This window comes from Thermocladium sp. ECH_B (assembly GCA_001516585.1).
In the GTDB taxonomy this organism is placed as follows: domain Archaea; phylum Thermoproteota; class Thermoprotei; order Thermoproteales; family Thermocladiaceae; genus Thermocladium.
In genome coordinates, this window is record LOBW01000056.1 from 1 (window position 1) to 12268 (window position 12268).

Below are 12268 nucleotides of genomic sequence, written 5' to 3' on the forward strand. Positions count from 1 at the left end.
GCCGGTCAATATGGGCGAGATCGCTTATTCATCATTCCTAGCAACATGGGAACGATTAGCCCACTTAACCAATAAATCAACGCCGAGAGCGTAAATAATGATTCTTTTCACCACGCTTTAGAGTTTATAGCGATAATTCTTACTTATTAGGGAGCACCCATCATTTTCGCAAAATCATACAATACAGGGGGCTTCCAATAAAGCATTGCGCGTTCCCTTAATATTCCAATTATCCATATGACTAAGAAAGCAATATCGAATAGATACCCTATTATCTTGAATATAATGAACAAAAATGGAACAAAAAATGTTGCCAATGATAATATTCCCAAAATTACATCAATCACTATTATTACTAGTCCGAAGGTTATGCTTAAGTAGGACCAATGCTTCACGTAATTGGAGTTTGGTTTTATTATTATTCCTAATATGCCGCCTACTAGTGGTATTATCCAAGCTATGAGCGCCCATGTATGTTCCTCATTATCTATTTGATACATAATTTCCTGAAAGAAGTGTCTTATATAAAGTTTTCCTAATTTACTTAATCTATATGTTTTTCAGTAATGAATAATTAATCAATTAATTTATTTATGCCGTGCATTGACTGTGAGCTACCCCGCCCCTAAGGGCGAGGCTTCCCGCTTCCNNGCCCCGCCTTGCCCATAGCTNCGGACTATGGGTAGTGGGCGGAGCTCCACGGGCACCACGGGCGACTCCCACCCCGCACGCCTCAAGTGATTAAGAGCGGAATTATAATCCCTATCACTCCTCCAACCAGACTGGGCACTCAAACACCCCATCACTCAACGCTAAGTCCTTCATGTAACCACACTTGGCGCACGCCTTCGAGGAATTCCTTGGATCCACTAGGATGAACCCCTTCCCATACTTCTCCACTTGATACTTTATTGCTGTACGCATCATGCCGAAGGCAGCGTCCTGGAGACTCCTCCTAAGCCCCCTATTCGCCCCACCAATGAGCTGCTTAACGGAGATATCCTCCATAACCACAGCATCATAATGCTCTGCAAAGTATTTCCCCAACTTCATGTACAAGTCCCTCCTCAGATTCGCTAAATGCTCATAAGCCCTAGCAAGCTCCATCTTAGCCTTGAACCAATTATGGGAGAGATACCTCTTCCTCGATAGGGCCTTGTGAAGCCTCTTCACCTTCTTCAATGCCCTCTCATAAGGCCTCAAGTTTGGGAGGTACTCCCCATCCGAAGTCACGAGAAGCTTCTCCACACCAACATCAATCCCCACCGCCTCCCCAGTGTTTGGCAGCTTCGGGAATTCATGGTTTTCAACAATGAATGAGACATACACTTTTCCACTCCTAGTCAATTTCACAGCCACGCGTTTAACTCTATCCAGTGGAAAGTCCCTATGAACAATTAATTTGAACACGCCTAGACTTGATAACCTCAATACGAGCCTCCTGCCCTTAGTCCCCTCCCTAACCTGTATCCTCCACCCGCTTTGCGGATAAATCAATGTAGTACTTATGGGGTTTCTTCTCCCTCGGGAATCTTGCAAGCCCATCGAAAAAGCGCTGCCTAGCCTCATAATATCTATCCGCGACTTGTTGAACTACTTGTGAGTATAATTGTTGGTACTCCTCATCTTGTTTCCTCAAGTCGAGGGCTAATTGCCTCAACTCCGTGAGGGTTAATCCCTTCCCATCCTCATGGTAGAAGTATGTGTCTGCCCATCGTAGGGTGTTGTAGGCCTCACAAGCCGCCTCCAACTGGGCCTTTAACGCCCTCAGCGTTTGTTCATTAGTGTATGCTCTAAACCTAAACCCCACGATGGGCATCAGAAAAACAGGAACGTCACTAATATAAAGCTATCCCCCCTCATCCCCGCCATAAATGGCGAGGCTTCCCCCATGCGTATAATTAGATAAATTAGAAATAGAACTTAATAAAGATATAGTTTTTAAGGGAACTTGATTCCCATAACTCCATGAACAGCGTGGAGAATCGGAGACTCCTTGTGAAGTATTTCAAGCTGAGCCACGATGTAGGGCTAAATACATTAATGGGGGGCAATATGAGCGTGAGAATTAATGATATTATTCTTATAACGCCAAGCAATTTCTCCAAGCTAGAATTACGGGAGGATGATGTGATAGAGATCAATATCAATGGAGAGGTAGTACGAGGTAATAGAAAACCATCCAGCGAGTGGAGAATGCATGTCGAGATATACAAAAGGACTAAATATAATGTTGTTTTTCACGCTCATCCCCCTAACGTATTGGCATTAAGTAATTCAGGCATTGAGCTAGATAAATCCTTTAGTGAATTGAAATCATACTCTCGCGGCGTGGGAACCGTCCCATACATAGAACCAGGCACCCCAGAACTAGCTAATGAGGTCGCTAAACGCATTGAGGAGGGAAATGATTTGGTGATACTAGAGAAGCACGGCGCAGTTGCCGTGGGTTCAACAATAGAGGAGGCATTTAACAAAATGGAAGTATTGGATATGGTGGCCTACGTTACTCTTAACACTAAGAGATAGAGCGCTAATCCGCATCTACATTTACATTTAATGATGCAATTTTTATCTTAGCAATCATTTTTCACTCCCTGTTTACCTCAATGAATCAGTAACTTGCGGATCCGAGTTCTTGATTAATTTATTGGAGAAATTAGTGCTTAAATAGTTGAAATGCTTCGTTGGATGCATGAGTCGAATAGCCAGGATTAAGGCATTGCTTTATAGAAAGCTTTTTCACTTGATATTATCTGTGTTTCTCATCGCTCCATTCATAATAGGACTCCAGCTACAATTGATAACATATTATTATTTAATACTTTTATTTCTTGCCGCGATGTTATATGCCACTCAATTGAAAAGACCAATCATATCGCTGGTAATAAGTGAGGCGCTAGATGATGCTCGGCAATCATTCAGGGATCAATTAATAAAGATCTTAGGCACAATTCAAAGGGGCGGAGGCGATGAAGTGATAATCACGTTCAATAAGCTGGAGAATATGTTTAATGAGACATTGAAAAATATAGAGAGAGATTATGAGAAGCGGGGCGGATACCTAGGCGTACTAATGGGCGCGATCGGCGTCTATGCATCATATACGGCATTTGGATCATATGCTGCATACGGCATCCTGGCACTGATTTTCTATGATACATTCAGCGCATTAATTGGAACAGCTATTGGACGACATAAATTGCCGTACTCAACTTCCACAATAGAGGGATCAATAGGAGGTTTAGTCATTTACATGCTTGTGCTCCTAGTGCTAGGACTTAGGCCCATAGATCTGGCTGCCCTGGGTGCCGCCGTAGTTGTTTCCGAGGCCTATGGAGTCGAGGATAACTTAACTATACCATTAATAGCATCCCTGGTAGCATTTCTTCTGGGTACCCCCACCACATTATAAAATAAACGAAAAACCTCGCCCTTATGGAGGAGCTCAGATGGCTTGGAGGATTCTCCAAAAATGTTAAATTACGTGGATGGCGTTAGGTCGCGTGAGCATTTCCATTGACCTGCATGATTTGGAGACATTGGTTGGACGTAAGTTGGGGATCGATGAATTAAGGGAGCTCATCAAGTTCGCGAAAATTGAGATAGATAAGGTAGAGGGCGAGAAGGTTGAGCTAGAGGTTACTCACGATAGACCTGACCACTTCTCGGTTGAGGGAATATCAAGGACATTTAAGGGGATCCTAGGCATTGAAGTGGGATTAGCCGGACTTGAATCCACATGGAGAACCGATTTATCGCATATAGATGATGTCCCAAATAGGAAGTACGTTGTTTTCGCCATAATGCGCGATTTCTCCCTCAGCGATGAAGCTATCCGTCAAATGATACAGTTGCAAGAAAAGTTATCCATCATTTATGGAAGGAATCGGAGGAGGGCATCCATAGGAGTTTATGATCTATCTAAGGTGGATCTACCGGTAGTGTATAGGCAAGCGAATATGGATGATGTCTCATATGTGCCCCTGGAAATGAATAGGGAGGTAAGAGGCACAGAGCTATTCTCGCTGGAAAAGGGGAAAATGTATGGGGAATACGCTATACTTAATGGGAGGGTGCCCATAATAGCTGATAGTAATGGTAGAATTTTAGCCGTTGCGCCAGTGCTGGGCAGCGAATTAACCAAGGTTGATCCCAGCACTAGGGATATTTTAATAGATGTTACGGCAACCGATGTTAAATCATTAAGGGAGGTATTCACCATATTTGTTTATGGTTTACGGGAGAGAACGCGTAATCGCGTGGTTGAAATAATAGGAACCAATGCCATTAGTGAGGCGGATCTAAGACCAACTGAGAGGCGAATAGGGTTGAGGGATATTAATGAGCGGCTAGGCACGAGTCTCAGCATAGATGAGGCAGTGGATCTATTATTGAGGGCTAGGCACGATGCAAGCAAGTCGAGTGAGGAATTGATCCAAGTGAGGATTGCTCCATATAGGCTAGGCGTGATACATGCCGTCGATATAATAGAGGATGTTGCCATAATTAAAGGATACCACGAGTTGCGCGGCATAAACCCGCCATCACCATCCAGTGGACGGTTACACCCAGCAACTAGACTAATTGGATTAATTAGGGAGGCAATGATAGGGCTAGGGGCTCAAGAGGTAATGAATTACGTGCTTACTGATCCTTACCTGGCATCGCTTGGAGGAACACCAATTAAGTTAGTTAATCCAATAAGCGAACTTTACTCCATGGTTAGAACAGCTATATGGCCTCAACTGATTTCCCTTCTAGCGAGAAACAAGACTTTGGCCCCAAGGAAGCCCAAAGTATTTGAGGTGGGTAGGGTGGCCTCCATTAATGGCAGCAGCGTAATTGAGGAGAATCATTTAGGCTTCGCAATTACCGGCAATGAAGTGACGTTAACCGATGTGCTGGTTATGTCCAGCTCATTAATTAATCAATTGGGACTGGAGGCCAAGTATGAGGCAATAAATGAGGAAAACGGGATAAGCGGTAGGTCAGTTAAGATAATTGTGAGCGGCTTCACCATAGGCAAGGCGTTTGAGGTCAATCCAGATATATTGGTAAAGCTGGGGCTGGAGAACCCAACTGGCGTGTTTGAGGTGAGCATTGATGAGTTGCTTAGGCTCATTTTCTCCAGCGATAGTGGCGTGAGGTAATGATAATTAAGAANCTCATGTTCAGCCACGAGTGTGTGGCTGGCTTTGACGGCATAGCAACCACATCTATCGTATTGATCAATAGGCATATGCTGGCTAATAATGCGGAATGCATAAAGGCAATTTATGTCAGTGATTTGCTGCAAAACGTACTTATGGACTCCAAAATACTCAGGTTTATTAATTCGCATGATATTGAACTAATAATTCCCATGCGAGTAGCCATTGATCACTATAAGCTAAGGAAATTAGTGAATAAATTCGCCATATATTTAGCTGATTCTAATATTATTCCGGCAAACATTGATGGAGTGGTTATATCATTTCTTTCGCCCAGCCTCGATATCAGCGAAGCAAGAATAAGCAGGCTATATGTGGAGATAAATAGAATCACCATGAAGAGAGGCTATAACTTAATTTCCAATATTCCATTAATTAATACCCATAATCTGAGCGAGTTATATCTTATTTATAGGACATGAGGCCCCAATGCCGTGCAGGAATCAATGCATTGCGGCAATTATGGAGTAATATATATCATTCATTGCTTCCTTCCATTTGAATTCATGCCTCTCATAATCCACATAATTCCTTAAGATATCTTTTTTGCCGAAGGAGGCATGGATATTGCAATGAGGGCAATATAGCGTCAGGGATATTGAGTTCTCCGCTAGCACTAGATTGGCGTTGCATGAGGGGCATCTATAATCGGTTTGTATCTCCATGAGCAATGGATATTATGGCATTGTTTATAATGTGAACATCTATTTTAACCAATAACGATAAATAAGTCGTCGGAGCTTGTTGATACAATGAAAATCGAAAGTTTCGGTGACAACCCTTGGGTCACGATCATCAGGAGTCACCCGCTTAATAAGGAAAGGATGGAATACTTCAATTCATCCTCAAAGGAGTATAGTGATTATAAAAGGAATTAAGCCAAGGGCCACCGGTATAGGGAGCGCTGGTGCGTACCCCCTCTTGGGAAGCAGCACCTTAATTGTTAAAACGAAGCCAATTGACACGCCCACTATAGATCCCAGAACAGTCAGAAAAGCCGCGAAAGATCCATAATGAATTGAGGAAATGACATCTAGGCTAGATATCATTGAGTAAACAACTAAATCGCCGACCCCAATTCCCAAATCGCCTAAGTCAACCATTAATCCCTTTAATATGTTGCGCTTCTCCCTCTTCTCCTCGTTACCATTAGATTCAACTAGCTTTCCCAATAATCCCTTATATACCATAAAAATATCGTATATGGCCAATGCAGCCGGCAATATTAATAATGTAAGAGGCGGAAACGTTATTGACAATATGGTTCCAGCCATTGAACTATAAAGCGTTATACTTACCACGCTGCATACTCCTTCCCTAATCAAGGCACAATAAACTATGATGGCTGAGACCACGATAGCTAATGCATAGAATATAAATGCATTATATAATAAGAATACGCCATATTGATATGAGAATATTCCCATAAAGAATAAGATCATGGAGAACACCATAATAGTTATCAATGCTGCCTTAACGGCCGTGAAGAGCCTTATCTTACCATACCTCACCATGGCATATATTAGACCAGTCATGATTATCATCAACATTATAACTATCAATACATTATAAATGCCCGACTCCACGGTATTGTTTTGATTAAACGGAGGACCAGAGGGAACATATGTGACGTGAATGGATGCTAATCCAATGGATAAGATGGAGCCAAACACCATAGCTGCCACCGGCACTAATAAATACGGCATCCACTTGTTTTCCATGAATCACTTGACTAATTGCAACGCATAATAAATATTTCACTAAAAGCCTCCTCCTCCAGGAAATCTCTAAGCTAAACCAGAGGACTTAATATTCATGGGATGGGACTTAGCTCCTCGGCCGCTCATCTCATGGTAGGCGAGCCATGGGATTCCCTCAACCCAAGCTGCATTGGGTTCACATCCTCAGTCCCACCCCTTTAGGCATTAACCTGCATCAATGAGGAATCGCCCTTCGAAAAATAATGATGTAAAAACATTATCTGTTACCGTGAAAAATAATTCAGTTCCCCATTAAGGCATCGTTGTTAGTAATGATCTTTACCATGGAATGGCCCTCGCATTGGCTTCCTTGTATTCATGTTATTTTTCTATAAGTGAAAAACTTATTTACCTATGGAGAAATATAGGTGAGGCAAAATGATATCGTTGCCTAGCGTCGTGTTAAGTGGATTAAATATGGTATCTGATGAGTTGGAGAAAATTTTCATGGGAATCGATATGCCGGAGGCATTGAAAAACGCAGTTAGGCATTACTTAACTAATAGGGGGAAACTGGTTAGACCAATGTTAGCGCTATTAACCACGTATTCCCTTAGCGGCAATATCATAAATGCAATTAGGCCGGCTGTAGCAGTGGAGCTGGTTCACATTGCCTCTCTGCTTCAAGACGACATAATGGATGGCCACGCGGTGAGGCGGGGAAGCAATACGCCATTTCACATGTTTGGGCTAGAAAATACCATGCTTGCCAGCGATCTGATAATCGCCAAGTCGATAGAGTATGCAATAATGTCGGATAAGAAAATCGTTTTCGAATTAATAAATGCCTCGATAAAACTTTCTATTGGTCAATCATATGAGATGGAGTATAAGTACATGAAGAAGGCCACTCTAAATGATTACATGAAGACAGTTTCATATAAGACATCATCACTGATAGAGGCTGCACTAGTGGTCGGCGGCTATTCTGCTAATGCGGATAGAGACACAATCGCTAAACTAAGGAAGCTGGGTAACTTAATGGGAATAGCCTATCAAGTCAGGGATGATATAGTGGATTACTTAGGGCTAGATGCTAATAATCCAGAGGAAGCCGGTGCAGGATTAAACATAATTACAATACTAGGAGGAAAAACAGAGGAGGCATTATCGATTCTCAATAAATACTTGGATGAAAGTATAGAGCTGGCTAAGGATATATTCAAGGCCAATAACTCCGAAATGCTTCAATTAATATCATTTTTACGGCTAGAGGATAAAGTAGGCAAATAATGAAGCGCGCTGCCTTAATTCATCTATGCTGGCATTTTAGATGAGGCATTATGAATAAACTCTGAAATTAAGGGGATGCACATCGCCTCACCTTCATAAAATGATGCGCGCCGATGTTTTCAACCTTTAAATCGGCGTGGGCTCTTCCTTAGATTATAAACATCGGCAACTCATTGCATATGGTCTAGTATATTCCTTAATTTATGGATCACTTGAAGCGAGTCCATTCCAAATATGTAGGTTATTGGCTCTATTCCAAACCCGCCCAAATCTATTACTGCATCTAAATCCCCCAGGGATGCGCTGCGTGCAACTAGTTCTATTATTTCATCCTCTGTGGGAGCAGATTCATGGGATAATACAGAGTATTTAAGCCTAGATAGCTTAAGTGCATTCTCTATCTCACTATCATGCTTAATCGAGGCGACGGCCCGTATTTTTGGCCTTGCATGAGCAACACCCAATAATATCCTCCCCAGATGAGTGCTTACCCCATATGATGGTAATCCCCAAGCCTTCGGCATCCCCCTCTCTATACCTATCCTCCCAGGAACTGCCGCTATATCCATTTCATTCCGTGGATCAGGAACTGCCTCCGCAATATTCATCAATACCCTGGGTATTAACTTAGTGAATTGAGGCGAACTCTCTATCTCATTAACTGCAGCGACTAGATTCCGTATAACCATATCCCTTGGATTAAGCAGCAAGCCGCATACCCTACAATCAATGGGTATCTTGGGATTAATGCGCCTATGAGATTCACAATAATCCAAGTGAGATAAATTGAGCATTAATTTATTGGTTAGATACTCCAACGCGGCTTGAGACTTGTTTGAGAGCACGAGCGACGCAACCACATTGGCTATTGAATCGATATCGCTCAGATCTAGCCCCTCCTCTATAGCCTTTCGCCTAGTTTCTTCACGACTAGATAATATTTTGTTAACCATTGGTTGAGTAACGCCTAGAACCCTTGATATCCCCAATTGAGTGTAGCCGGCCTCATATAATTTCTGGGCCACCTCGCTCTTTATGATCCTTATCACATGATCAGAAACGAATTCAAGGCCAGTATCTAGAGACATCACGGCCTATGCTTAAGCTTATTTTAAAATGTAGTGAATTAGAGCTATGCCTGTTCTATCACAGTAGATTCCTCCCCATTCTCCACAGACTCCACTAGACTCAATATACTTCGAGGCTGATAACCTACCAACATCTTCCAAAGATCTGATTCCCTATATATTCCATAAACCTTCCCTCTAGCGCTTCTCTTGACTACCTTTATAAGGCCCTTCTCCACTAGTTCCTCAAGGAAGTTCCGTATAACTACGCTTTCGGCTCGCGGAGACTTCCTGCTTTTAATGCTTATGTCTTGCGCTAGCTTGCTCGGCCTTAACGTGACGAGTCGACCTCTTGAATTAACCACTAGGTCTTTCATTACCTGTAGTACATATATCTTTATATTTCGCGCATCCATAGCGGCGACAGCCACCACCTGCCTCTGGACCTGAGAGGAAGCCATGAAGAAATACCGCATACCTATTTGCTTATAAATAATATCTCATATTAACACTGACATATATTACTAAGATAGTGTTAAATTAACAGAAGAAGAGAAAGCTTTACCCCTGGTGTCGCCCGCTCGAGAATAGCAGTAACTATCCCTCCATCAACACATTAGGGCAAATTTTTTAAACCATGCAGTGCTTTGGCTTGATGAGGAAAAGTGGGTAAGCGAATATTAGTGCAGAGAAGAGGAAGAGGAGGATCGCAATTCATTAATCCCAAGTGGAGACGCGATGCCCCTCTCCGGTATATAAGGTACGAGGAATCCCAGCTACGGGGGACAATTAAAGGCATTGTAAAGGAATTAATGCATATAAGCGGAGTATTTCCACCAGCTGCCCACATAGTTCTGCAAGATGGTCGAGAAATGTACCTGCCAGCCGTCGAGGGAATATACGTGGGGAAAATAATAGAATTCGGTTCCGGCGCACGTGTGGAGACCGGCAATATAATGCCGATACAATCCATACCTGAGGGAACAATGATATCCAACATAGAAAAACGTCCTGGGGATGGGGGCAAATACGCGAGATCCAATGGCTCATATGCAGTGGTGCTAGTGCACAAGGGCAATTTCACCAGCATACAACTGCCCAGCGGTATAATAGTTGATGTGGATTCCCGCTCCAGGGCAACGATAGGGATAGTGGCCGGCGGTGGTAGAACCGAGAAACCAATGGTAAAAGCCGGAGCAAAGTACCACCTAGCTAAGAGCAAGTCATGGAAGTATCCATTAGTTAGAGGAAAGGCAATGAGCGCGTATGCACATCCACATGGAGGAGGATCACACCAGCATGGAGGAACACCAGTGCCTAGAAACGCACCGCCTGGACAAAAGGTTGGATTCATAGCGCCGATGTGCACTGGACGTGGATGCAGGAGGGTTCGCGCGCAAATGCAGCAACAGCAACGGCAAGCCACTCAACGGACTACCCATTAATTGAAAAATTAACCCTACTTGATCAAGGATTAAAGCCCTAATATAAGTTTAAGGTGCTCAATATGAAGGCATTTGTATTTTTTCTCAACCATAAAAAGAGCGATAGTCTTCTCTTTCAAGGAATGAATTAGAGCTTTGATATGTAATAAAGAATGGCGATTCCCACGAGGCTGCTCGCTGTTATTGCTAGAGACGGCAAAGCTATCGTTTCATCGTATCCCATAATTGCCCACTTATAATAAGTCACAAGCATCACTAGCCCCTCTAGCAAAAACATTAATGAAGCAATCAAGAGNAATCTGCCTATTCTAGTGAAGCCTATTGAGTAATAGTTACGCACTATCATTATCGCCAACAATAAGTCCCCAATCACTAATGCTATATCGATGATCCAATACATGCCTATCATCTCTCTCCCCTCGCTGCCCTTACTGCGCTATCAACTATTTCCCAATTCTTCTCCACATAATCGCTCAGGAAGTAAGGCACTCCATAGCCTTTATTAGCCCTAGTAACTAATCCATGCTTCTCCAATATCTCCAAGTGATAAATAATGGTTCTATAATTAACACCCAAATGCTTGGCTAATTGGTTTGGATTCATGGGTTTCTCCCTTAATGCTAACATTATTTGGAACCTCATCCATCCACCTCGGGATCCCCCAAGCAACCATATAAGCATTCTTCTCCAATCCTTTATATCGCTAAACATTATAGTAAGCTTATCCCTACTCTCTCTTTTAAAGACATTTACTTGTTCCACGCATCATCCTCATCCAGCCCTAATTAAAACGGTTTTTACAAATTATTTACAAAACAATCATAGAGGAATTTCTTGACCTCCTCCCCGCCATTTGGCGAGGGCCCCCCGAGGCCTTGTGAATTACGCCACTTTACAAGTACTACTCCTTCCCTTGGTATTGTGAGTAATCGACCCCTCCTCATTCCCTAGAGATTGATCAGGGAAACTAACTACCCCGGCTAAACAAGAGCGTAATCCCACCACACCAACTGACTAAAAGGCGAGGCTCTCGTTCTTTTTATCGGGATGAGGAAACCTCGCAATTTATGGCAGGGATGAGGAAAATAACTTTATATTAGTGACGTTCCTATTTTTCTGATGCCCATCGTGGGGTTTAGGTTTAGAGCATACACTAATGAACAAACGCTGAGGGCGTTAAAGGCCCTTGGAAGCGGCTTGTGAGGCCTACAACACCCTACGATGGGCAAGGCATGCGGGAGCCGCCCATGGTGCCCATGGAGCTCCGCCCACTACCCATAACGATGGGCAAGGCGGGGCAAGGAAGCGGGAAGCCCCTTAAGGATGGGGTAGCTCACCAAATGAGTCTTCCTTAAATCCCTTGGAAGAACTCAAAAAGTTAAAAACGCCCTTAATGAGAAAATAGTAATGCATGAACCATGGAGCGATCACGACGATGATTCGGGTAATGTCTCAATAGAAATAGAACACACAATTAATTTAGGGGATAAGTGCCGCATAATTGCCCAATCATTAATGGTTGATGAGAAGGACTTACCCTGCAGCATCTC

13 protein-coding genes and 1 pseudogene are annotated in these 12268 nt (G+C 43.0%); 6 read left to right on the forward strand and 8 right to left on the reverse strand.

Translation table 11 applies throughout. From position 1 onward, the window contains the following. Positions 1-146: 146 nt before the first annotated feature. Positions 147-500, reverse strand: a complete 354-nt coding sequence (locus AT710_07095) for a hypothetical protein (protein ID KUO91240.1) — start codon at positions 498-500, stop codon at positions 147-149. A gap of 114 nt (positions 501-614) precedes the next feature. After that, a pseudogene (locus AT710_07100) lies at positions 615-1819 on the reverse strand (transposase). Positions 1820-1968: 149 nt separating this feature from the next. On the opposite strand from AT710_07100, the gene AT710_07105 reads away from it, so the two are divergent. From AT710_07105 to AT710_07120, 4 genes are all read left to right on the forward strand, one after another. Continuing rightward, on the forward strand, positions 1969-2529 hold the full coding sequence (locus tag AT710_07105) for a hypothetical protein (protein ID KUO91241.1): 561 nt from the start codon (positions 1969-1971) through the stop codon (positions 2527-2529). 166 nt (positions 2530-2695) lie between these two features. Next, entirely contained in the window at positions 2696-3415 is a 720-nt protein-coding gene (locus AT710_07110) for a hypothetical protein (GenBank protein KUO91242.1), read from the forward strand. 91 nt (positions 3416-3506) lie between these two features. Next, entirely contained in the window at positions 3507-5153 is a 1647-nt protein-coding gene (locus AT710_07115; protein ID KUO91243.1) for a hypothetical protein, read from the forward strand. Continuing rightward, positions 5153-5635 (forward strand): hypothetical protein, encoded by a 483-nt coding sequence (locus AT710_07120; protein ID KUO91244.1) that lies wholly within the window; start codon positions 5153-5155, stop codon positions 5633-5635. Before AT710_07115 ends, AT710_07120 begins: the two co-directional genes overlap by 1 nt. 21 nt (positions 5636-5656) lie before the next feature. Here the strand turns inward: AT710_07120 and AT710_07125 are convergent, their stop codons facing one another. Beyond that, on the reverse strand, positions 5657-5878 hold the full coding sequence (locus AT710_07125; GenBank protein ID KUO91245.1) for a hypothetical protein: 222 nt from the start codon (positions 5876-5878) through the stop codon (positions 5657-5659). A gap of 180 nt (positions 5879-6058) precedes the next feature. After that, positions 6059-6934, reverse strand: a complete 876-nt coding sequence (locus AT710_07130; GenBank protein ID KUO91246.1) for a hypothetical protein — start codon at positions 6932-6934, stop codon at positions 6059-6061. Positions 6935-7351: 417 nt separating this feature from the next. On the opposite strand from AT710_07130, the gene AT710_07135 reads away from it, so the two are divergent. Continuing rightward, positions 7352-8206 (forward strand): hypothetical protein, encoded by an 855-nt coding sequence (locus tag AT710_07135; protein KUO91247.1) that lies wholly within the window; start codon positions 7352-7354, stop codon positions 8204-8206. Between the two features lie 170 nt (positions 8207-8376). Here AT710_07135 and AT710_07140 read toward each other — a convergent pair whose 3' ends face one another. Next, entirely contained in the window at positions 8377-9294 is a 918-nt protein-coding gene (locus AT710_07140; protein ID KUO91248.1) for a hypothetical protein, read from the reverse strand. Between the two features lie 44 nt (positions 9295-9338). Further along, positions 9339-9734, reverse strand: coding sequence for a hypothetical protein (locus AT710_07145; protein KUO91249.1), 396 nt, complete (start codon positions 9732-9734; stop codon positions 9339-9341). A gap of 204 nt (positions 9735-9938) precedes the next feature. Between AT710_07145 and rpl2p the strand changes: the two genes are divergently transcribed. Further along, a complete protein-coding gene (rpl2p, locus tag AT710_07150; GenBank protein KUO91250.1) occupies positions 9939-10718 on the forward strand; it encodes a 50S ribosomal protein L2 in 780 nt (259 codons plus the stop codon). Positions 10719-10845: 127 nt separating this feature from the next. On the opposite strand, the gene AT710_07155 is transcribed toward rpl2p, so the two are convergent. Both AT710_07155 and AT710_07160 read right to left on the reverse strand, forming a co-directional pair. Then, complete coding sequence (locus AT710_07155; protein ID KUO91251.1) at positions 10846-11127, reverse strand: hypothetical protein; 282 nt, start codon at positions 11125-11127, stop codon at positions 10846-10848. Next, entirely contained in the window at positions 11124-11429 is a 306-nt protein-coding gene (locus AT710_07160) for an ArsR family transcriptional regulator (GenBank protein ID KUO91252.1), read from the reverse strand. The genes AT710_07155 and AT710_07160 overlap by 4 nt, the downstream gene beginning before the upstream one ends. Positions 11430-12268: the final 839 nt, after the last annotated feature.

Bases quoted from the DNA above. Each gene is read 5' to 3' on its own strand.
- AT710_07135 (KUO91247.1), top strand. From the start codon at position 7,352: ATGATATCGTTGCCTAGCGTCGTGTTAAGTGGATTAAATATGGTATCT.
- AT710_07140 (KUO91248.1), bottom strand. From the start codon at position 9,294: ATGTCTCTAGATACTGGCCTTGAATTCGTTTCTGATCATGTGATAAGG.
- AT710_07095 (KUO91240.1), bottom strand. From the start codon at position 500: ATGTATCAAATAGATAATGAGGAACATACATGGGCGCTCATAGCTTGG.
- AT710_07145 (KUO91249.1), bottom strand. From the start codon at position 9,734: ATGGCTTCCTCTCAGGTCCAGAGGCAGGTGGTGGCTGTCGCCGCTATG.
- AT710_07130 (KUO91246.1), bottom strand. From the start codon at position 6,934: ATGGAAAACAAGTGGATGCCGTATTTATTAGTGCCGGTGGCAGCTATG.
- AT710_07105 (KUO91241.1), top strand. From the start codon at position 1,969: ATGAACAGCGTGGAGAATCGGAGACTCCTTGTGAAGTATTTCAAGCTG.
- AT710_07110 (KUO91242.1), top strand. From the start codon at position 2,696: ATGAGTCGAATAGCCAGGATTAAGGCATTGCTTTATAGAAAGCTTTTT.
- AT710_07125 (KUO91245.1), bottom strand. From the start codon at position 5,878: ATGGAGATACAAACCGATTATAGATGCCCCTCATGCAACGCCAATCTA.
- AT710_07160 (KUO91252.1), bottom strand. From the start codon at position 11,429: ATGTTTAGCGATATAAAGGATTGGAGAAGAATGCTTATATGGTTGCTT.